Below are 23,083 nucleotides of genomic sequence, written 5' to 3'. Positions count from 1 at the left end.
ACAAATAATTTTTTAATACTGATTTATTAAGCCCTTTTTGTTAAAATTTATAACCATTTTGTTGAAGTCTAAGTAAATACCTGAGTTTAACAGTTTGATGGCAAAAATTTTTAGTGAATATAAATACACAAAAGTACCGCTAAATCCATGGTTTTTGAACTAAAGTCTTAATTTTTATTATTTTAAAATTAACCTTTTGCAAAAAAAAAAAAAAAGCTTGGTCTAAGAAAAAATTATGTTATTATAATTAATCTCACTTAAGAATAAATTAATAAATTTTGATGTTGAATTAAGGGGGAATTAATTATGTTTTTGCGTAAAAAATCAGAAAATGCGAATTATCCATTATATTTTTAAATATGATGGGATACCATAAATTTAACCGTTTAGAAATCTATAAATTTATGGCTTTTAATTATGGCTCTTTCAAAACTTCACATATTTTTTTAGGCTCATGTAAATAAGAACGAGTTTTCTTTTTGCATTGAGTTTAAATAGTAGTTGTTTTTTTATGATTTTTGTTATTTTATCCATAAATTGATTTTTGCCAGTGTTTTGAACTAAAAAAGGTAGTTTAGACATTTTATAATTTTGCTTTTTAAGTCAAAATTTTAGCTTTTTTAGTTTGCTTTATTTTATTAATAAGTAGATTTTTATTTCGTGAGTATTAGATTTAAAATTTAGTTTTTTGGCTTCACTAAGTTTTCCTGATTTTGATTTATTTTTATTTATTTCGTAATATCTCTTAGCTATTTCTATTAATTCTTCTTTTGTAAATTCGTTTCAATCAGGTTCAATTGATTTTTTATCTGCCACTCCCTAGTTTTCTGTTCGAACCCTTTTTATTTAATAATTGATCTTGCATACCATTATCATAGTATCTAATATTTTTTTGATTCTTCGAACTAGTTGTTTTCTGGTTATAAAATTTGTATCTGGCGAAATATCATTTATATAATTTATTGTTTGTTTTAATCCAAATTCATTGTAAATTTTATAAATCATATCAAACTCGTCTTTTGTAAAGTGTCTTGACATTAGTATTCTCCTTTTTGTTGCATTAGAAAATTTAAAAAAGCTAACACTTTTGGTGTTAGCTTTCTCCTTAAACTCAGACAAAAAAACAATACCTTAGTGTTAATTTTTTGTCCTAGTTTAAAACCGGACGCTTTTTTATGATTATCTCATCAAATTATGAACGCTCCCGTTTCAAGCAAACAACTAAACATTAAAAACTACAGTTTGATATATACCTTCGGCATAAAAAGTCTTGCAATTGAATTTTTGTATTTGTTATAAACTGCTTCGACTGTGTTTTTAATAAGTAGAGCTGATATTTTATATAAAAAAAATGGACTTATAACAAAGATAGCGTGACTTAACACATATATTGCAAAGTGAATAGAGAAATAAGCACTTTTAATAGGAAGAATTGTAATAATTATTGTTAATATTGGCAAGGAAATAAATAAAATAAATACATAAATCATTTGCAAAATAAAGATTCTATAATGAACGTGAAATAAAAAGATTTTCTTCTCCTTGTTGAATTCAATCTCATCAGGATAATCCCACATATCACGAATAATAATATTAAAAATATTAAATCAGCGAGGTTTTAACGATAATTTTTCATATTTTTCTTCAAATTGACTGTTAGTTAAATTTAACGCTTCTTTTTTATATTTCTTTATAAACCAAACATATCTTATTAAATAATATAAAAATAAAATAGATAATGCTGAGCTTACACCCCAAATAATAATTTTACCTCATAACGTTGGATAATTAATAATGACATCGTTGTAAGAGGCAGTGACTGTAAAAAAAAGCGCTTCAAAGAAAGTAATTAAAAAGTAAAAAAGTCTAACCGGCCAGTTCAAAAAAAGATATTTAAAAAGAAGAGTTATTGCTTTCATGGAAAATTAATACCCTCAAGCAAGTATTTCCTGCAAATCAAACTCTTTAAAATTTATTGTATTTCCTGATAATTCATTTATATTAGCTATAATTTTTCTAATTTCTTCTTTAAGTCCATTTTCTAAATCTGTATTGTTTGAAGTCTTAATTAATCGAAAAACAGCTTTTAAACTATCAAGTTCCTTTGTCATTTTTTGAGCAAGATTTCAATAACTAGAAGTTTTCACAGCTGAGTCAGCTGAAAGACCTATTTGCGTTCCGGTGGCAGCTACGCCAACTATGCCAACTACACTAGCTATCCCAATTACTAATCAACCAATAGGACCTGATGCTGATAATAGCGTGGCAGCAACAGTACCAGCAGTCGCCAGAGCAGATCCTCCCGCTCCAACTCCTCAGCCAACGGTACTATTGTGCTTTTCAGTAGATCATTTTTCATTTTGATCAACAACCCGTTGAATTCTATCAATTCAATCCTCAACGGTAAGCCTTTGGTATTCACTAAATAAAGCTCTTCTTACTCTTCTACGAGAGTTTTTGCTTTTTAATTCTTGAAATTTTTTATAAATTTCGCTTGTAGATCGAAGTTTTTGAAAAGTTTTATTTTTTTGGTCTTGATTATTAAAAACTTTGCCTCTAAAAATATAGTTAAATTGTTTATAAGTAAACGAGTCAAGTGAATCTATTGAATTTCCAAACTCTCTTATTAACAAGTTTTTTGCGTCTTCATCTTGAATTTTGTCTAAAATATTAGCTTCAAGCTTAGAGATTAAATTTTTGAGTTTGATATCAGCATTTTCATAAGGCTGTGCAACAACAACATTGCCCAAACTCAAAAGATTGATTAGTTCTAGATTTTTCATTTTTATTTCCTCCGTGTTGTTATAATTACATTTAAAATTATACAATAATAATTTTAAGTTTTTTTTTTTTTTTTAGGGCAAATTCAATCAAAAAAAACTAAATATTTATTTTAGTTTTTGGGAAGGTGAAAATGATAATTAATTTAGATAATGTAGATATAGCACAAAATAAAGACGAGAATTTAATAAAGGTTGTGCAAGGAAGTTTTGCCCTGCATTCTTATGGGATATTAGAAAGAAAGCCTAATGATTTAGATTTAATAATTTTTTCTAAAAAGATTAAAAGTTTAAGTTTTCTAAACCAAAAACTAATGATTGAACTCAGTAAAAACAAAAATTTAGATGTAAAATTAAGCACACCTTTTTTTAAAAAACTTGAATTTAAAAATTTAGATTTAAATATTGAGATAATTTTGGCAAAATTTTTAAAACCTAATATTTACAAAAAAATTAAAAAAAATCTTTATTTTGTAAAACCTGAATATGCTATTTTGACTAAAATATTTCAAATTTCAGCAGTTTTATCCAATCATTTTTTAGGCTCAGACAATCTAAATTTCCAAAAAATCCTTACAACTTTACAAGATCTAAAAATTATTTTGAAAAATAAGTTGCTATTTCATAAAACTAGAGCATTTATTAGGAAAAATTTACTAAACATTATTATTAATAATTTTATTTTTGATTTTTTTCTAAGAGACAATGTAGAATTAATTTGATTTTCTAAAAATGCATATAAATTTGAATTGATAAATTCTATTGAAGGTAATAAGTTTTTGTCAAAAAAAATTAAATCAATTTTCCATTTAAATAAGAATTCAAGAAACTTATTTAATAATTTGATGGTTATAAATGACTATTTTTTGAAGAACAAATACAATATCATAAGTAAAATTAATTCGCTAAACAAGTCTAAATATGTGCTATCTTCAAATGAAATTTACTTGGAAAACGTAAATTTTTTCTTTGATAATTTCAAAATGATAAACAAACAAAATATAATTTTTAATTCAAAAATTTCACCAAATTGAGACACCGAAATTATAGAAATTAATAAGTCATTTCCCTTTATAAAAGTTTTAAAAGTTGTATCGTTAAAATATAAAATTAACGAAAATTTAAATAAAAACCAAATTTTAATCTATTCTAGTAATAATCAAGAGTTTTTACTTAATACTTTATATAAACTAGTTGTGTTTTTAGTCTTTATCTAATCAAAAACTTTTAACCTAATAAGGGTTGAAATATTTATTTTGCAAAGCATTTCATCAATAGTTGCTTCTATTAATGAAATTATAAGATTCATTTATTATTATATAATAATCTAGGAATTCGGGTTATTCGCTATGTAAAGGCTCAAGTTCCCACACAAACTAAATTAATTTTTCAAATCTTTTAAATGGAGATTTTTGGAAAATAAACAAATATTTGTCACAAAACATAACAAATAACAGACCCATTACTAATTTGAATAATTATTTTTTATTTATTTTTACATAAATTCCAAACAAAGACTTATTAAAAGTTTTCGTGATTAATTCAATAGGGTTGTCAAAAGAATTTGAAATTAACCTATAAATTTTGAATAAATTTCTATTGTTGTAAAAAATAAAAAAGTAAAAAGAAAAAAACAACAAAATAGTAATAGAAAAAATAATAACTAAAATGATCGTCAATAAATTAATATAATTTTTATCGACTTTTATAAGCGCACCTGTATCTCGGATAAAATCTATAGCAAAATTGTTATTACCAAAAACAAGAGTTAAGAAAATTTCGAGTAAAATAAATGTTAAAATTGAAAAACTAAAGCAAAAAGTTGCAAATCATAACTCAAATTTACTTATTTTATAAATAATTTTAGATAAAAATTGTTTCAATTCGGGGTTTATTTCCTTCCCCTGCAAGTAGGAAGCGTTGTTAATTTTATTAGTTTTCTTAAAATATCAACGAGAATTTGCAAATAATCACAAACCAGCTTCAACTATATAGTCTTGATACTCCCTGTTAAGCTGTTGTTTTTTATATAAAGAAAACAAGGTAAAAAAATTTCTGAAGATAATAATTGTTAGCGAAATAAAAATCAAATAGGAAGCTAGTCTTACGAGAAATAATCCGCCGTTGGTATTTATAAATTCAATTTTACTAAATGAAATTATAAATATAATTACTATTGTTAGATAAAAAATAAAAGGTAAGACAATAATATGGAGAAATTTTCTATTAAACAGTTCCAAATAGCGCATGTAGAATTTTTGGTTCATGTTAATTTAATTAATATCCATTATTTTTATAATTTAACATTATTGTATCTTATAATATTAAGTACAAGTTAAAAAACAATAAAAAATTTTTCCATCAGTAAATTAGAAGAAAAAATTTATAAAACCGATAGAATCAAAGCCATAGACAAAAAAGTACTTGCCTGAATTTTTTTATTAATTTAGCTAAAAAATTTAGCCAGTTAGGATATTAATTTTCCTGTAAACATAAACATTTTTTATTTAGCATTTAGTTTTTATTTATAACTTTTTAGGGTATAATTTAATTAGTTTGTGGAAAAGGGGGTTTAGTATAATGGCAGTACCATGGACTCCAAACCCATCAGTGAAGGTTCGAATCCTTTAACCCCCGCCAAAAAAATTATTTTTAAAATACGAAAGGTGACAAGATGCAAACAAAATTCAAGAACAAAGCATATAATTTAGTTTCATCGTTAATACAACCAGGAGAAAAACTAGAATTTACCGTTAGTGATATAAATTTTGATGTTGTTGACTTTAAAAATTTTGGAAAAACAACGCTAATCTCAATTTTTCCGTCAATTAACACCAAAATTTGTGATGAACAAACAACATCCATCCGTGATTTATCAAGGAAATATTCACAATTTAGATTTATTTCAGTTTCACTAGATCTTCCTTCTGCGATTGCTCAGTGAAAAAATGCAAATTTATCCGAAAATATGGAGATATATTCTGACTATCGTTTGCGTAGTTTTGGATTAGCTACTGGATTTTTAATTGATGATGTATTTTTATTAAATCGTGGTTATATTATTGTTGACTCTGATGGAAAAGTTTTAGTTGTTGAACCTAATTCTGATGTTCACGATCAAATTAATTTTGAACAATTAGAAAAACATCTTCAAAACCTTTCATAATTTTGCTAAAAACTTAAAAATTAATTTTTATTTACACATCCAAGAAATGCACATTTAATTGTGTATTTTTTATTTATTTTTTAAAAATAAAAAAAGTGGTATAATTTATAAGACAAAATAAAATAGGAATAACAATGAATGACCTTACAAAAATTCCCGCTGACCTAATAAATGAACGCCCTTTTAAAGAAGGTGAGGCTTTTTGGTTAATTCAGGATTGAATTCCAATTTATGCCCTCACAGTCGTTCTGGGTATGGTTGCGTCAATTATCACAATTTATTTTTTCTGAAAACGCGAAGGTTATAAATTTGATCATTTAGCCGCGCTGATTTTTATCACAATTCCTATTTCTATTGTTGGAGCTCGTTTTGGATATATTCTTGAGCGTTTAGTGGTAGGGGATTTAACATCATTACAACAGTGATGAAATATTCGCCAAGGTGGACTTTCAATTCAATGAGGTGTTATTTTTCCAACTGTTGCAAATTTAATTTATGCTTATCGAAAACGGGCTAGTTTTGACTGACGAAAAGGCTTTTCTTTTATCTTGCCAGCGGTTTTAATTGGCCAATTTTTAGGAAGATGAGGAAATTTTACAAATCACGAAGTCTATGGATTCCTTGATCCTGAAGGTAAAACCGTAAATTGATTAGGTGATTTTATTCGAAAAAATATGTTTATTGCCGATAAACATGCACCAAATGGTCAACTTCGTGTTCCATTATTTTTCTATGAATCACTAACCTCGCTATTTGGTTACTTGGTAATTGTATGAGTTTTAAATCTTTTTTCATGACTCAAACCAGGTTCAACAGGGGCGCTATATATTTTATATTACGGAATTGTTCGGGCTTCTATGGAATTTTTACGGCAAGAATCATATGTTTATTATTTTATAATCGCAATTTTGATGATAATTCTGGGAATTTTGCTGTTCATCCGCTTTCAATTTTTCACAAATTACTACGTAAAAATTGAAAATAAAAAGTTAAAATTAGCATTTTCTGAAAGATACACAAAAGAAAACAGACGCTATATTGGTTTGCCTTGAATTAGATGAAATCGTAACCTTTCTGAGCCTGCAAAATCAGAACCAAAAATCTTAGAGGCTTAGGCAAAATTGAAATTTTACAACGAAAAACATTAGTTTTTAATGTTTTTTATAATTTAATATTATATAATTATTTATAATCATTAAAATTTTATTCTTAAGGGGTCTAGTCATGGAAAATTATGATGTTATAATAATCGGAGCAGGGCCGGCTGGTCTAACAACTGCTCTTTATGCTTCTCGTGGTAATTTAAAAGTTCTAATTTTGGAAAAAGGAGCCCCGGGTGGGAAACTTGTTTCACAATCTAAAATTGAAAATTGACCTGGAGATGAGTTTATTGATGGTGCATCTTTAGCGCTAAGAATGTATAAACACTCACTAAAATTCGGAACAAAACACCGTTATTGTGATGTTGATTATATTGAGTCTAACTCACCTTTTGACCATAAAGTTATTTGTAAAGACGGCAAAACTTTCACAGCAAAATCCGTTGTTGTAGCTTCTGGAATGGTCGAAAGAAAACCGTTAGATATTAAAAATTACCTTGATTTCGAAGGTAAAGGTGTTTCTTATTGTGTTGTTTGCGATGGTCCTTTTTATGCCAACCAACCTTCAATTGTTATTGGAGGAGGAAATTCTGCTGTTGAGGAGTCAAGTTTTTTAGCTTCAATAGCTTCAAAAGTTTATGTTTTAGTTCGTGATGACAAATTTATTGCCGAGCCACTTTTAATAGAAGAACTTAAAAAAAACAAAAATGTTGAAATTTTATTTAACGCTAGAGTTTTAGAACTTCAAGGTGACGGTGCGCTTGAATCAGCAATTATTGATCACAACGGTGAGCAAAAAACACTTGAAATTAAGTCACTTTTCCCATACATTGGGTTTTTGCCTGCTACTAGTTTTTTGCAAAAAAACCATAAAGAAATTCTTGATAAATTTAATTTTATTTCTGTTGACAAATACGGACAGTCAAAAATTCCTGGCGTTTATGCTGTTGGTGATGTTGTTACAAAAGAAATTAGACAAATTGTTACTGCCGCAAATGATGGTGCAATTGTTGGTAAAATTTTAACTAATCGAATTAAGTAAAAAAAGGTTCCTATATAGTGAAAATAGTTAAGAAATTTTCCAAAACAAAATTTTTAACAAAAAAATCAAAAATTTTACTAGGCCTTACTTTATCCGCATCATTTCTTGGTGTTTTAGGAATTTCAGTCGGTATTTCTTATGGTTTTGGCTTAATTAAAAAAAATTCTTATCAAACAACTGTTGAAGATTTAAATAGAACAATAACTAAAATTAATGCTCTTAGTTTTAATGCTCAAAAAGTTTCTCCTTTTTCAACTTATGCCTCACTAAAAGACGAGTGAAAAAAAATTCAAGACTCAACAGATCAAGGTGATTTTTTCGATCTTTTTAGTCTTGAAAATAAAAGATTGCAACCATATAAGTTACCAAACGGAATTTGACTTGAGTTTGTAGATGTAAAACCAGATGATGCCAATCAACAATTTAATGTTGAATTTTTGCTCAAAACTCATAATCACTCGAGAATTATAAAATCTGACATAAGAACTGACAAAATTTCTATAAGTCCTAATTCAACTTTTTTTCTGGAAAATTTTTACCAAGCTCTCCAAATAAATCTTCAAAATATTAGACCATTTTCTAGAGGCGAGCAAAATAAAATCTCTCCTAAAATTTGGCTCGCAAGCGACTTTTTAGCAGAAGCAAATTCTGAGCAAAGTGCAGAAAGTTTTATCAAAAAAGTTCATGATTTTTTTGACTTTGACTTTGAGTCAATTTTAACTAATAAAAACTTTGCTATTAAACACGAAAATAAGTTAATTTTTCCTTACAAAATAGAAATTATAAAAAATAATAAAAACACTTGAGTTCAACCTTCACAATTGCACTCAGATTTTTTAGAAATACAAGGTAAAATTAGCTTCACAGAGGAAGCCAAACAAATTTTCCCAAAAAATTTTAATACAAACATTACTAAAAATTTTACTTTTTTACTTTTTGATTCAGCTAAAAATAAGTCTGCTTTTGTTGATCCTAAACTTTTTATACAAATTCCAAAACTAACAGATCTAAAAGTTGATCAATTTTCAAACGAAAATCAAGAGAACAAAGTTGATATTTCACAAAAATCAATATCTTGAGTTTATAACTTTCTTAAATATAAAGAAAATACAAGCATATTAAAAACACCTGAAGAAGCAAAAATAGCCCTTAATTCTTTTATTAATTCAGATTTACAACTTGATTTTACCGATTATGATGACTTAGATCCAAAAATCAAGCAAAAATTTGGCTTTAACATTATAGTTGAAAAAATTCAACTTGATTCAGACGAGCAATCATCGCTAGTTCGTATACCGTTTGAAATTTTTTATCCCCTTAATGATGATGGTTCGGAAAAATTAACTAAATCTTCAGAACTTGTTTTAAGAAATTTCAAAAATTCTGAATCCCAAAATGTTTCTACATTTGACCCTAAAAATTTTAGCCAAATTCCAGTTGTTAATTTAGATTATCTTATTGATAAAAATAAAAAAGATGAAACCTTTTCATCTTTTGACTATGTTTCAAAAGATGAAATTCAAAGATTAATTGATTCAAATGCACACGAAGAAATTTATAATATTTTAATAAATTCTTCAAAATTTAATCTTAATTTTCCTGAAACTCAAATTTTAAATTCTTGAACTTTTAAGTATGATTTTCCAACTATTTCTGAGTTTTCTAAGAGAACTTTAACTCCAGAAACGCTAGAAAATAACACAAATACTCGTGCTTTTTTTGAAAATAATCAAGAATTTATATATTTTGTAAAAAATATTTTGACCTTACCTAAAGAAGAAGCTCAAAAATATCTTAGAATTCTTTTTAATTCCCTTGCAGAAATAAAATCTGATACTTTTGATGAAAAAGAGCAAAGTTCTGAAACTCAAAGTCTTGATTCAACCCCAAAAAATGAAACTGTTGCCGCACAAGCAACTCAATTTCAGGAAACAGAAGCTGCAAATACTGAAAGCAACACAGATTCTCAAGGTTCTCAGCAACCTGGAAACCAAGAAAACCAACAACCAAAGGTAGAAAATCAAGCCCCTGACACTAATTTAACCCCACAAACTAAGACTATTAATGAGAAAATTGTTTCAAATCTTCAAAATCAATATTTAATTTCGGAATTTAGCGACTTAATTTCTAAAATTGAGGCCTTAAGTGCAAAAAATGGAGAGTCACAAGCGGAATTAAATGCTCAAACATTCTCTGAATTATTTATAGAAACTTATAAAAATAATAATTTAGTTAAGCAGTTTGAAACACTTGGCGAAAATCTTTCTTATAAAATTGTTTTTCTAGCCAATCAAAACTCAGAACAAATCGATTCTGAGAGCCAAAATTTAACTCCAACACCAGTTCAGGTCGCCGATCAGGAGACTTCTGAAAATGATAATACCCTTAAAAAAGAGATTTTTACATTAGGTTATTATTATATTTTCACTTCTGCTACAAATAATAAAATTGTTTTTAGAACCCCAATTAATTCACTAAAATTAGATGTTTTTGCAGATCAAAATCCTCAAAGTGACATTGAAATCTTGTCCAATGTTGTCTTAAATTTTCCACAAAATCTTTTAAAACTAGAGCTTGATGAGTCTAATTTTGCAACTGCACATACATTTTCTAAAAGTGCTGAAGAGGTTTTAAATTCTGAGTTTAATAGTCAAGATAAAGATTTTAAACAAACGTTAGAAAGTATGAAAAAACTTTTTGGTTTTTCTACTTTTGTCCAAATTTATCCTTTATTAAATGGAAATGGTCTTGTATATAAACAAAATAGTGTTTTCAAAGATAAATTTGGGAATTTGAAAATTAGATTTGCTGTAAAAAAACTAGATTCTACTGAAAAATCTCAAATTTTCATCCCAAACACTGTGGGTAATGAGCAAAATAATCCTGATAATTCAGCGCAAAATCCTTCTGCCCCTCAAGATTCGCCGTCAGTTCCAACCCCACCAGCGCAAACCCCACCGGCTCCAACTTCACCGCCAACTCCAACTCCTCAACCTCAACAACCAGCTCAACCTCAACAACCTCAACAATCTGCAACTCAGAGTACGCAGCCCCAACTTAAAAATAATCTAGAACCCTTTGTACCGCAAGAAAATGAAGCAAAATATCCGCTTATTTTTACAGTAATTAGACCAAAAAGACAGCTAAGTCGAAATTAGGAAAAAATGAAAAAAACTAAAATAGTAAGAAAAGTAAAAAAAGTTTCACACACCAGATCTTTAATGATTATGGCGACTTGGCCTATTGCAATTGGTGCAATTTTAGGTTTTTCTTATTTAACTTATTCACAGGTTGAGTCAAAATATTTTGATGTTGTGGATCAGCGAAATTTAGAAAAAACTGAAGTTAATCAAAGAGGGATTCAACTTTCAAATGAAGAATTTGGAAAAATTGTCGATCAAATGCAAATTGACGAGGATTTTTCCAAATATTCAGCCGAACAAATTCTCGATTTATCTCGTGATTCAGCGTCTAATTTTCATCTTACCACAATTTTTAACCTTACCAATTTTAGTTCAAAATATCCTTTTTTAAAACTTAACATTAATCCTATTAATAAATCTGACGTTGAAAATGACGAACTAGTTACAAAAGTTGTTAATAATAACTTAATTAACGTTGTTTTTTCGGCGCATGATCAATTTACAAATAAAACTTATTCAAAAGTTCATTCAATTCGTGGCTTTAATGGAAAAGGTGACATTCCATTTATAAATTTTAATATTGACCAACAAAAGTCCGCTTTTATTTTGCAAACAGCACAAATAAACCAAAAATGAAACGCACTTTCACTTGTTCAAGTGCTAAATTCTGAGTATAAAAATACAAAAGATGCTAAAAAAACCCTTGAAAAATTTGGTTCTTTTTTATTTTTAGACTCAAATGATAATTTAGTAAATCTTCCTGAGGGCACCCATTTTGATTTTGAAACAGACTTATCTGGCAGCATAGTTTTTAAAAATATTGATGACTCAACCGGTAATTTGTGAATTTCCTTTGGGATTTTTGACTCAAATAAAAATAAAATTCGCACATTTGATTTAAAAGTTTCAAATTTACTAGATTATGCACAAGTTACTAATTATCTTAATAATTTAATTAAAACTGATGACGAACTTATCATCTTAAAAGACGAAAAAATTCAAGAAATTGTTGCACAAAATGTATCTTTATCTACTTTTTTGGTGTCCCAAACTGATCACAGCAATCTCTTTGACATATCAAAATTACAAAATTTATTCACAAATTCCTTGCCAAATTTTAATGTAAGACTGTTTGGAACAAATATTCAAATGGACCGAATTGGCGAAGTTGAACTTATGGTTCAAATCGATTTTAAGGCTAAACAAATTGGAAATCTAGCTCAAAATCAGTTAACTCCTGAGAATATAAGTGTATCAAATTTACAACAAAACTCACCTGTCCAAGAGCAAAAAACCCTTCAAAATCAGGTATCTTTATTTCAAGATGCTGGCTCAAATAATTCTGAAAATTCAAGTCAAGAAAATTTAAATGACTCACAAACTCAAGAAAATTACCGTAAATTTAATTTTATTTACACCTTAAAACCTTTTAAAAACTTAGCCCAAAGATATTTGGATTCGGTGATTAAGGATAATGATCTTTATATTGTAAGGCAAAAATTTAATTATTTAGATGGTGCTGAAGTTATTAATAATTTAAGGTCAATTAATGCTAGTTTTTATTCTTTTCAAGAAAATAGAAACACAAGTAAAGGCTTGGAAATTGTTAATTTAGAAAGCAGTCCAACTTATGATAGTTTGACTAGTCAAAGAGCAATTGTGACGTGATTTAAAGACTTTTTTAAAGATTCATTAACATTTCCGACTTGAAAAAAAACTGATGAAAATGAGAAACCTGAAGAAGTTTTATCAAAAATTTTTGCTAAAATGAATGACATAATTAACTCTAAGCAAATTTTTTCTTACGGTGTTAAATATAATTTATTTTTTGAAAGCTCTACTGGTCAATTAACAATAACAATTAGTATTTATGACAGATTTAATAAAATTTTAGGCCAAAAAGATATAAAAATAAGCGGCTTGTCACCAACAAATCCTCAATTATTATTAGCCAAAGAAAATCAAGCAAATTTTTTTATTGACGGATCTGGCGGATATAATGTTAATGAATCTGATGAAAATAATTTGTTTCACACAGAAATTAAAGGTCTAAAATCAATCACAAATCCTCAAGTTTCGCTTGGCCTTGACTCTTCAAAAAGCCGTGATAAAAAAGTTAAACTTGTCAGAAATTCAGGAATTTTATATCCAAGTCTAAACGACAATTATTTAAAATTGCTTTATAAAAGTGATGAAAATACTCAAAGAACTGTAGCTTTTGAAGAAAATACTCCATTTTTTTATTCATTCTCAGTCCAAAATAACTTAGAACCTGAAAAATATAAAATTGTCCTTAAATTTATTACGCAAGAAAACACAACTTCTGATCAACAAACAAATCAAGAACCAAATTTAATTTGAGTTAAAAAACTATCTAAAAAAAGTGATTTAACAAACTCAAATATAACAAATTCAGACTCAATCCCTGATAATACACCAGTTTGGCTAATAGGTGTTTCAAAAAAAGCAGAAATTGAATCAACTAGCGCAAATGCAACTCAAAATCAAAAAATTATTGGTATTTTGCCTGTTGATGAAGGACAATTTACTAATTTTGTTCTTTCTTACAATTCTCTCAATGAGAATTCATCTTCAAATTCAGGCGCTCAAACTCAAAATTCTCAAAAGATAATTGTAAAAATTGCAACTCCTAAATCAAAAGATCAACCCCAAATTGAATTAGAAAAAAACTTTTGATCTACTCAGAATACTTATTCAACGACTTCAGTTACTTCTTCAGATTCAGGTTCTTCAACAACCTCATCATCCCCAACAACTCCAACTTCAACAGTCCCAGCACCCACAACAACATCTGCTTCCACAACAACAACAACAACAACAACTTCAACAGCCGCTTCTTCAGCCACCGCAGCAACCCCAACAAAAACTTTAACCCTTCATTTTGGAGATGAAGAAAACAACAAAAACTCCGATAAATCAGAGGTTTTGTTTAGATATTTTATACAATTTAATAACCAATTTTCCAAAAAAGAAGATTTTGAAAAAGCCTTTGCAACAGCATTAAAATAAAACTATTTTTCTTTTTCCAAATATAGATTATTTTATTTTTAAAACAATCTATATTTGGAATTTTTTGTTATTTTTGAGTTTTCCAGTTTGATGGCAAAAATTCACTTTTTAGCGGATATAAATACGCAAAAATACCGATAAATCCGTGTTTTTTTACCTAAAGTCTTAGTTTTTATTATTTTAAAATTAACTTTTTGCAAAAAAAAAAAAAAATGTTTGATCTAAAATAAAATTATGTTATAATAACCATCACTAAGAATAAATTAATAAATTTTGATATTGAATTAAGGGGGAAATAGTTATGTTTTTTGTCTAAAAAAATCACAAAACGCGAATTTTTTGTCATATTTTTAAATATGATGGTATGCCTTAAATTTAACCGTTTAGAAATCTATAAATTTAAGGCTTTTAATTATGGCTCTTTCAAAACTTCATATATTTTTTTAGGCTCAATGTAAATAAAAATGAGTTTTCTATTTGCATTGAGTTTAAATAGCAGTTGTATTTTTTTATGATTTTTGTCAGTGTTTTAAACTAAAAAAGTAGTTTAAATATTTAATATTTTGTCTTCTAAGTCAAAATTTTAGCTTTTTTAGTTTGTTTTATTTTATTATAAGTAGATTTTTGTTTCGTGAGTGTTAGATTTAAAATTTAGCGTTTTTGCTTTGATAGTTATTTTTTCTGAGTTTGCCAAAAAAGCTAAAAAAGTGCCCAAAAACCGGACACTTTTTAAGATTATCTCATCAAACAGGGAAACTCGGAACTATTTTTCTTTTTCCAAATATAGATTATTTTGTTTATAAAACAATCTATATTTTGAATTTTCTGTTATTTCCTTTGTAACTATTTTTTGAGCAATAAAACTTTCTATATTTTTTTTGATAAATCTTTTGATAGGACGAGCGCCAAAATTTTTATCATAACCAGATTGAATAATTCAGTCAATAACAGAATCATTAAAATTTATCTCAAAATTATTTTCTATTAATCTTTTTTTGAAAGTATCAAGTTCTAAGTGGATAATTTCAGAAATTACCTCGTGATTTAAAGGGTTAAAGACAATAATTTCGTCAATTCTATTGATAAATTCAGGTTTTAAATATACTAATAGTTCATTTTTGATGTTAGATTCGCCAATTTTTTTGCCTTCAAGAATTTTGTTAGCGCCAATATTTGAAGTTAAAATAATAATTGTGTTGCGGAAATTTACCTTTATAGATTTGCTATCAAGAAGCTCACCGTTATCAAGAATTTGTAAAAAAATATTAATAACTTCAGGATGAGCCTTTTCAATTTCATCAACCAGAACAATTGAATATGGATTTTGTCTAATTTTGTTAGTTAAAATCCCACCTTGTTCAAAGCCAATATAACCTGGAGGAGCCCCAATTAGCTTAGAAATACTATGTTTTTCCATATATTCTGACATATCAAGTCTAATAATTTGATTTTTATTGTCAAATAAATTTTGAGCAAGTGCACGGGCAACTTCAGTTTTTCCAACACCAGTAGGTCCTACAAATAAAAAGGATGCAATTGGTCTTTGTTCGTCATTAATTTTTGCCTTAAATCTTAAAATTGCTTCTGAAACTGATTTTAAAGCTTGATTTTGTCCTTTAATGACTTTTTTGAGATTTTCCTCTAAATTAATATATTTTTGACTTTCGGACTCTAAAAGTTTGCCAATTGGAATTTTGGTTCAATTTGAGACAACTTTTGCAATATGATTTTCATCAAGAACGTTTGAAAATTCAGTCTGTTTTTCCTTTAATTTTTCCAATTCTTCCATAATTTTAGGAATTTTTACATACTTTATTTGCGAAGCGCCTTGATAATCGCCCTGGTCCATTAGTGTGTTTTGCTTGTGTTTTAATTCTTCAACTTTTGTTGACAAATTTGCAATTTTTGAAGCTAAATTTCGCGAGTCGTTTCATTCTTTTTGCATTTGGTCAACCTGATTTTCAACCTCAGCTATTTGTTTTTTGAGGTCTTGATTGTTCGAATTTGTCGAATTAATTTCCATCATTTTCAAATTGATTAATTCGCGCTTTGCCTTTTCTAGTTTTTCTGGTTGGTAATTAATTTCCACTTTTAAAGAAGCGGCCGCTTCGTCAACCAAGTCAATGGCTTTATCGGGCAAAAAACGGTCAAAAATATATCTGTTTGCCATTTTTGCAGCAAAAATTAAAGCTGAGTCAAGAATTTTTACCTGGTGAAAATTTTCAAATCGTTCCTTAATTCCGCGCAAAATATTGATGGTATCAACAACCAAAGGCTCTGAAACCTCAACTTTTTGCATTCTTCGCTCGAGCGCTCCATCTTTTTCGATATAAAGTCGATATTCAGAATTTGTTGTTGCGCCAATTAATTTAATCCCACCTCGAGCCATTATTGGTTTTAAAATATTAGCAAAATCCATTGAATCAGATCCGGAGGAACCTGTTCCGATTAATAAGTGGATTTCGTCAATAAAAATAATAAGTTCATCAGATCTTTGTTCAATTTCAGTTAAAATTGCCTTAATTCTTCGCTCAAATTCACCTTTATATGAGGCACCAGCGAGAATACTTGTAAGGTCAAGTTCAAAAATTTGCTTATTTTTTAAGTTATCTGGAACTTGCCCTGCAATTATTTTTAGTGCCATTCCTTCAACAATTGCTGTTTTTCCAACGCCGGGATCGCCAACTAGAACAGGATTATTTTTTGTCTTTCTTGACAAAATTTTTATAATTCTTCTAATTTCAGAATCTCGCCCAATTACAGGCTCGATTTTGTTTTCTTTTGCTAATTTAGTTAAATTTCTTGCATATTTTTCAAGATTTTCAAGTTTAATTTCCATTTTTTTCTTCCTTATTTTTACTTTTTTACATTAATGTAAAAATAATTATAACATATTTTTGTCACTCGTGGCAAATAAGTGCCAAAATTTTTTTATTTAAATTACATACTTAAAAAATAACACTATTATTTTGACTAATTTATGTTATAATTTTTACTTATATCATGAAAAAAATTGTTATCGGGAATTGAAAAATGAACCAAATCAGAAAGGAATTTTATGATTTCCTTTTTGAATTTGATGCGCTTTTTAACAAAAATCCAGAAAAAGTTGCTAAAACAATGGAGTTTGCGATTGCCCCTCCTTTTACTTTATTAAATGAAATTTCTAAATCTCAGGTTAAAACATTAAAAATAGCTGCTCAAAATGTTAGCCAGTTCGAATCTGGAGCTTACACAGGCGAAATTAGCGCTAAAATGTTAAAGGATTTAGACGTTAGTTACATAATAATTGGTCATTCTGAGCGAAGAATGTTTTTTAATGAAACTGATGAAGTTTTAGCTCAAAAAATTTCACAAGCACAAAAATACGACATAACCCCCGTGTTTTGTGTCGGGGAAACATTAGACCAATATGAAAATAAATTAACTAAAAAAGTTATAATTTCACAAATAAATGCCGTAAAACACGTGCTAAATTTCGAAAAAGCGATAATAGCTTATGAACCAATTTGAGCAATTGGAACTGGCAAAACAGCATCTGCTTCAATTGCAAATGAAATTTCGTCCTTAATTAAAGAAGAATTTGGCAAAAATGTTAGAGTTATTTACGGAGGTTCTGTTAACTCACAAAATTATGCAGATTTTTTAAATTCAGAACTTATTGATGGTATACTTGTTGGTGGTGCATCATTAGATCCTGAACAATTTTATAAAATGGTAAAATTTTCTGATGCATGCCCAACAAATTCACTAAATTCTGGCATATTAGATGACGATACTCATTGCGGATGCGGTGATATCGATTTAGATGAATAATTTGCCTGATTTATTAGTTAAATTTATGCTTGGTTTTAATAGTTTCGCGAATTATTGCTAGGTTTAAATTTGTATTTATTTATTTTTTTAAAGGAATTAAAATGATTTCAAAAGCGAAAAAACAAGAATTAATTTTAAAGTTTGGAAAAAACGCTAAAAACACCGGCGATACAGCCGTTCAAATTGCAATATTAACTGAGGACATTGAAAAATTAAAAGTCCATTTTGAAAAAAATAAAAAGGACAAACACTCAATGCGAGGTTTTATTGCAAAGGTTAATAAACGTAAAAAATTACTTTCTTATTTAAAACAAAAAAGTTTTGAAACTTACAAAGAGACAATCGAAGCTTTAAATATACGTAAATAATTTTGAATTTTTATACCAAGTATTTTTAAAGTATGGTATAATTTAATTTTGCACAAGTCAACCGCTGGTATTTTTAAGTTTTTAATTTAAAAATACTTGAGGAAAGTCCGCGCTAGCACTGCCTGTGATGGTAGTAGTGTTCATGTTGGATCTAAAAAATCCAAGCCTAGACGACAAGTGCCACAGAGACGAGTTTATTTGTTAATCTAAATTTTTCATAATCATTGTTCACTCCTAAAAAATCCTACTAACAAATAAAGTGAAACGCGGTAAACTCCATGAGCTAGAAACCTAAATTTTGGTAGGGGAATCCAATTTGGGAAACGAACTTAAATTGGAAGGTCTAAAAGACCTAGATAAATGGTTGACTAATACAGAACGCGGCTTATTAGTGCAAAAAACAGCGAATTTTCGCTGTTTTTTTATTTCAATGCAGATTTTTTTAATTTTTTGTTTATTTTGTTTAGACTTCTAAAATCTTTTTTATCATAAAATAAATTTGCTATTACACAACATCACCATTTTTAAAAATATGCAAATTTTACTGATTTTTGGATTTTTAACCGTTTTATGGTAAAATAGAATGGTAAAAATTTACGGAGGTTAGAAACAATGAGATCGAGGAACATCTTAAATTGAGTTAAAATTAAAATTTTAAATTGATGGTCTTCAGTGGTCAAAGTTGACGAAATTGTTGTTTTATTTATAAAAATATTACATCTTTTTGTCACAGAACACTAATTTAAAGAAATAAAAGCCACACGTTGTGGTTTTTTTAGTCCAAAAAATTATCTGTTAAATAATTTTTTGTAGGATAATTTTATTTTTTTGTGGTATAATTTTAAATAATTTTTGTGGAAGGTTTAAAACCGTTAACCACTAAGAGAACTAAAAAATAAAAGGATGCTCGAAATGGTAAAAAAAAATGTAGTTAGAGTTGCAAAATTGCAATTCAATGCCGGCCAAGCAAAACCCGGACCAGCTCTTGCAGGTCTTGGTATTGTAATGCCTGAATTTACAAGAAAATTTAACGATGAAACAAAAAATCGTGGAAGCGAACCAGTTCCTGTAAAAATTACTGTTTTTAAAGATAAAAGCTTTGAATTTCAGTTATATACAAGCCCAACTTCTTACAAAATTAAACAAGCTGCAAAAATCGAATCTGGATCTAAAAAATCTAAAGCTGAAAAAGTAGCTAAAATTACCCTTGCACAACTTAAAGAAATTGCAGAATATAAATTACCAGATTTAAATACTGATAATATTGAAAAAGCAATTCTTACAGTTTATGGAACCGCCAAACAAATGGGTGTTGAAGTTGAAGGCATCGAAGAATTTTTACAAGGAGTTAAATAATGAAAAAAATTTCACGTAAATTAGCTCAGTCTCGTGAATTAGTTGATAAAAATCATTATTATTCACTTGAAGAAGCGATGGAATTGGTTAAAAAAACATCATATACTAAGTTTTCTGGCTCTGTTGATTTAGCTATTCGACTTAATTTGGACACTCGAAAAGCTGACCAACAATTAAGAGGTTCAGTTGTTTTACCTTATGGAACCGGGAAATCTGTACGTGTGCTTGTTGCGACTGACTCTTCAGAGGTAGCAACTAAAGCTAAGGAAGCAGGCGCTGATTTAATTTATTCAACAGCCGAACTTGAGCAAAATTTAAAAATTGATAATTTTGACTTTGATGTTATTGTTGTTGAGCCTAAATTAATGCCAGTTTTAGGAAGATACGGGAAAAAATTAGGACCAAAAGGACTTATGCCTAACCCAAAAACAGGTACAGTTACCCCAACACCAGAAAAAGCTGTGGCTGAAATTAAAAAAGGTAAAGCAAATTATCGTGCTGATAAATATGGAATTATTCACTCATTAATTGGAAAAACCAACATGGAAGTCGATCATTTAGTTCAAAATGCTAAAACCCTTTTACAATTAATCCGTAAATTGAAACCAAATTCAGTTAAAGGAAATTATTTTAAAAATTTAACTGTTTCAGCTTCAATGGGTCCTTCTATTAAAATTCGCTTCGACAATTTGTAATTAAAATTAACCTATAAAATAAAAAAACCCTTTATTTAAGGGGTTTTTTTATTTTTGAGCTTCGAAAAATTTTCAAAAATTTATTATTAAAACAGGAAAGAGATTAAACTGTTGTTTTTTGATGTTTATTAACAAACAAATGAAGTCTAGAAATTTTTCGTGATGCTTTTCCTTTGTGGAAAACACCTTTTGATTTTGCCTTTGCAATTTCTTTATGAGCTTTTGCAACTAATTCATCTTGATTTTCTGCGTGAGCTGTAACAGCTAGTTTAGCCTTTTTGATTGCTGTTTTTACACGAGATTTAATTGCATTATTTCTTGCTCTTGCTTTTTGCATTTTGGTGATTGATTTAATTTTGGATTTTATATTTGCCATTTTTTTCCTATATTTATATATAATAGTTTATTTCAGCCCTTTAAAAAACGGTACCAAAAATTATACCATAAAAATATGTTATTTATATTTAAAAAATGAATTTTTAATTTCTAGACTTAATAAAAAAATTTAAACTTAATAAGACTAATATTCAACTTTAAAAATTATTTTTCTAACTACGCCAATTTGTCCGGTATATTTTGGCAGATGAGCATCGCCAGGTAGAAAAATTAAAAATTCGCCTTTTAACGGTCTAATTAAATTTCGGGTCGAATCTTTTTTATAAAGAGCTACATCATTTTCTTCAGAATAATCAGTTACTTTATTGACTAATTTCTCTGAAAAATCAAAGAAATATTGTTCTTTTTCGTCAAGTACTACATGAACATCTGCGTATCGTTTGTGATATTCATAGAGAGCGTTTGTATCATCGAAACTTTCAAAATCAACATGTATAACAAAAATTCTGTCTTCATCAATTACAGTTTTGCCTAGTGGTAATTTTGCTAGGTCTGTTTCTTTTAGATATTTTGCTAATTTTGCAAAATTTTCATTTAAACAACTATATTTGCTAAAATTTTCTAATTTGTCATAAATCATTTTCCACCCCTCTTTTATTTATATTTTTCTTAAATTATAGCAAAAAAATTGATCTAAAAAAGAATAAATTTCAAATTAAACACTTTAAGTAAAAAATTATCCGATTAAAATATCTTCAGTTATGTATGTTTTATTTTGTTTGCCGATATTATCACCTTGTCAAACGTAAATAAATGAAGTAATTCCGAGCTGACCAATTAGCATAATAATCATAAATCCAATTTGTGAAACAACAGATAAATCTCGGATTAAGCCGGTCGACAGACCCGAAGTTCCAAAGGCCGACATAACCTCAAAAATTAAATGGTAAATTCTATATTCACTAGTTTTTTCCTGGTTTGAAATACTATCTAGCGAAAAACTCGAGAGAAAAACTACCGCTATTACTAAAATAAAAGATATAAAAAACACAGTCGCAGCTGAAACAATTTTGTCAGTTGTGATTTTTCGCTTAAATATATTAACGTCACTAGTTCCCCTAAGTTTAGATAGAACCACCGCGATAAAAATTCAAAAAGTTGTAACGCGAATTCCACCACCTGTAGAAGAAGGCGCAGATCCAATAAACATTAATAAACTTGTTAAAAATGTGCTTGGTTGAGTTAGTTGTTTTAAGTCAAATGTAAAAAAACCGGTTGAACGAGTCATAAAATTATGAAATAATAATGCAAATGATTTATCAAATCAGGCGCCATTTTGCTTTTGGTTTCAAAAAGTAGAAGGAGAATTTGAACTAGCTTCAAAAGTAATTAAAAGAATAAAACCAATTAGCGCAATGACAAAATAGCTCAAAATTGAAACTTTAGTAAATAAAGAAAATCTAAATCTTTTTATTTTCTGTTTAGAAAGTTTAAGTTTGAAAAAGCTAAAAAAATCATAAATTACCGGGTAGCCAATTCCTCCTATTATTGTCAGAATTATTATCATAATTTGCAAAAAATAAGCGTGATAATAAGGTTCAAAACTATTTGGCCCGATTATATCAAAACCAGCATTATTAATTGCAGAAATGCTATGAAAAACAGCAAATCTTAGTGATAAAGATATATTTTTATAAGGCGATTTTTGAAATGAAAACTTTTGTGGATCAGCATCATAAAAATAAAAATAAAGACTAAGAGTAAGACTACTAACTAAAACAAGAATCATAAAAAAATTGATAGAAACCTTGATGACACCTTTTAGTTCGCTTAATTTGCTTGAACCTCTTTCGATTTTTAAAATTTCACGGGACAAAATGCTTAGTTTTTTTCCGAATAAATGGTTAAAAATGTAGAATTTTATTGCAAAAATTCCAATTCCTCCCATAGAAATCAAAATCGCAATAATAGCTTGGCCAAAAACATTAAAACTTGTTCCAGTGTCAACCAAACTAAGTCCAGTATCACTAAATGCAGAAACTGATGTAAAAAGAGCCGAAAAAAAATTAATTTTTTCTGAATTTTCAGTGTGTGAAAACGATCCTGTTAGAATTCCGGCCCCAAGAAGAATAACTAACGTGTAAAAAGTAAAAATAATGTGTATCTTTTTAAGAGAAAAAATGGACCGCAGAAAATTTTTGATATTAATTTTCAAGTTCATTATTCCTCGTTTTAATGGTTGACTAAACTA

At 28.0% G+C, this 23,083-nt stretch carries 18 protein-coding genes, 1 tRNA gene, 1 other RNA gene and 1 pseudogene; 12 read left to right on the top strand and 9 right to left on the bottom strand.

The annotated features are described in order from the left end of the window. Positions 1–630 precede the first annotated feature (630 nt). The 4 genes from V3255_RS03745 to V3255_RS03730 all read right to left on the bottom strand — a co-directional run bounded on the left by V3255_RS03745 (position 631) and on the right by V3255_RS03730 (position 2,783). Positions 631–816 carry a hypothetical protein gene (locus V3255_RS03745; protein WP_252262835.1) on the bottom strand — a complete coding sequence of 62 codons (186 nt, stop codon included), beginning with the start codon at positions 814–816 and terminating at the stop codon, positions 631–633. A gap of 30 nt (positions 817–846) precedes the next feature. Then, complete coding sequence (locus tag V3255_RS03740; protein ID WP_303465773.1) at positions 847–1,038, bottom strand: hypothetical protein; 192 nt, start codon at positions 1,036–1,038, stop codon at positions 847–849. A 197-nt stretch (positions 1,039–1,235) separates the two neighbouring features. Next, a complete protein-coding gene (locus V3255_RS03735; protein ID WP_252262837.1) occupies positions 1,236–1,919 on the bottom strand; it encodes a hypothetical protein in 684 nt (227 codons plus the stop codon). Positions 1,920–1,925: 6 nt separating this feature from the next. Further along, complete coding sequence (locus tag V3255_RS03730; protein ID WP_252262838.1) at positions 1,926–2,783, bottom strand: hypothetical protein; 858 nt, start codon at positions 2,781–2,783, stop codon at positions 1,926–1,928. 131 nt (positions 2,784–2,914) lie between these two features. On the opposite strand from V3255_RS03730, the gene V3255_RS03725 reads away from it, so the two are divergent. Continuing rightward, on the top strand, positions 2,915–3,997 hold the full coding sequence (locus V3255_RS03725; RefSeq protein WP_333503549.1) for a hypothetical protein: 1,083 nt from the start codon (positions 2,915–2,917) through the stop codon (positions 3,995–3,997). Between the two features lie 261 nt (positions 3,998–4,258). Here V3255_RS03725 and V3255_RS03720 read toward each other — a convergent pair whose 3' ends face one another. Next, a complete protein-coding gene (locus V3255_RS03720; RefSeq protein WP_333503548.1) occupies positions 4,259–5,047 on the bottom strand; it encodes a hypothetical protein in 789 nt (262 codons plus the stop codon). Positions 5,048–5,346: 299 nt separating this feature from the next. On the opposite strand from V3255_RS03720, the gene V3255_RS03715 reads away from it, so the two are divergent. The 6 genes from V3255_RS03715 (at position 5,347) to V3255_RS03690 (ending at position 14,261) form a co-directional block, all read left to right on the top strand. Then, a tRNA-Trp gene (locus tag V3255_RS03715) sits at positions 5,347–5,420 on the top strand. Between the two features lie 34 nt (positions 5,421–5,454). Beyond that, on the top strand, positions 5,455–5,946 hold the full coding sequence (locus tag V3255_RS03710; RefSeq protein WP_252262842.1) for a peroxiredoxin: 492 nt from the start codon (positions 5,455–5,457) through the stop codon (positions 5,944–5,946). Between the two features lie 134 nt (positions 5,947–6,080). Further along, entirely contained in the window at positions 6,081–7,061 is a 981-nt protein-coding gene (locus V3255_RS03705; RefSeq protein WP_333503547.1) for a prolipoprotein diacylglyceryl transferase, read from the top strand. Positions 7,062–7,170: 109 nt separating this feature from the next. Next, the gene (locus tag V3255_RS03700; RefSeq protein WP_333503546.1) at positions 7,171–8,088 is read left to right on the top strand and encodes an NAD(P)/FAD-dependent oxidoreductase; all 918 of its coding nucleotides are present in this window, start codon (positions 7,171–7,173) and stop codon (positions 8,086–8,088) included. A 17-nt stretch (positions 8,089–8,105) separates the two neighbouring features. Next, positions 8,106–11,246, top strand: coding sequence for a P97 family adhesin (locus V3255_RS03695; RefSeq protein ID WP_333503545.1), 3,141 nt, complete (start codon positions 8,106–8,108; stop codon positions 11,244–11,246). A gap of 6 nt (positions 11,247–11,252) precedes the next feature. Next, positions 11,253–14,261, top strand: coding sequence for a P110/LppT family adhesin N-terminal domain (locus V3255_RS03690; RefSeq protein WP_333503544.1), 3,009 nt, complete (start codon positions 11,253–11,255; stop codon positions 14,259–14,261). Positions 14,262–15,024: 763 nt separating this feature from the next. Here the strand turns inward: V3255_RS03690 and V3255_RS03685 are convergent. Next, complete coding sequence (locus V3255_RS03685; protein WP_337903003.1) at positions 15,025–17,100, bottom strand: ATP-dependent Clp protease ATP-binding subunit; 2,076 nt, start codon at positions 17,098–17,100, stop codon at positions 15,025–15,027. A gap of 164 nt (positions 17,101–17,264) precedes the next feature. Here V3255_RS03685 and tpiA point away from each other — a divergent pair. The 5 genes and pseudogenes from tpiA to rplA all read left to right on the top strand — a co-directional run. Next, positions 17,265–17,981: pseudogene (tpiA, locus tag V3255_RS03680) on the top strand (triose-phosphate isomerase); the annotation flags it as partial. A gap of 197 nt (positions 17,982–18,178) precedes the next feature. Continuing rightward, complete coding sequence (gene rpsO / locus V3255_RS03675; RefSeq protein ID WP_010321230.1) at positions 18,179–18,445, top strand: 30S ribosomal protein S15; 267 nt, start codon at positions 18,179–18,181, stop codon at positions 18,443–18,445. Between the two features lie 49 nt (positions 18,446–18,494). Continuing rightward, an RNA gene (gene rnpB, locus V3255_RS03670) (RNase P RNA component class B) lies at positions 18,495–18,838 on the top strand. Between the two features lie 519 nt (positions 18,839–19,357). Then, positions 19,358–19,801 carry a 50S ribosomal protein L11 gene (rplK, locus tag V3255_RS03665; RefSeq protein WP_069099168.1) on the top strand — a complete coding sequence of 148 codons (444 nt, stop codon included), beginning with the start codon at positions 19,358–19,360 and terminating at the stop codon, positions 19,799–19,801. Next, the gene (gene rplA, locus V3255_RS03660) at positions 19,801–20,496 is read left to right on the top strand and encodes a 50S ribosomal protein L1 (RefSeq protein ID WP_333503541.1); all 696 of its coding nucleotides are present in this window, start codon (positions 19,801–19,803) and stop codon (positions 20,494–20,496) included. Before rplK ends, rplA begins: the two co-directional genes overlap by 1 nt. 103 nt (positions 20,497–20,599) lie before the next feature. Here the strand turns inward: rplA and rpsT are convergent, their stop codons facing one another. The 3 genes from rpsT to V3255_RS03645 all read right to left on the bottom strand — a co-directional run bounded on the left by rpsT (position 20,600) and on the right by V3255_RS03645 (position 23,053). Further along, positions 20,600–20,872, bottom strand: a complete 273-nt coding sequence (rpsT, locus tag V3255_RS03655; RefSeq protein ID WP_313414349.1) for a 30S ribosomal protein S20 — start codon at positions 20,870–20,872, stop codon at positions 20,600–20,602. 144 nt (positions 20,873–21,016) lie between these two features. Further along, positions 21,017–21,472, bottom strand: a complete 456-nt coding sequence (locus tag V3255_RS03650; protein WP_044284321.1) for a YhcH/YjgK/YiaL family protein — start codon at positions 21,470–21,472, stop codon at positions 21,017–21,019. Positions 21,473–21,568: 96 nt separating this feature from the next. After that, positions 21,569–23,053, bottom strand: coding sequence for a potassium transporter TrkG (locus V3255_RS03645; protein ID WP_337903002.1), 1,485 nt, complete (start codon positions 23,051–23,053; stop codon positions 21,569–21,571). Positions 23,054–23,083: the final 30 nt, after the last annotated feature.

It is taken from the genome of Mesomycoplasma ovipneumoniae (assembly GCF_038095975.1).
Lineage (GTDB): Bacteria > Bacillota_I > Bacilli_A > Mycoplasmatales > Metamycoplasmataceae > Mesomycoplasma > Mesomycoplasma ovipneumoniae_C.
The sequence above is the reverse complement of the archived record's forward strand: the minus strand, read 5'-3'. Positions and strand labels throughout refer to the sequence as shown.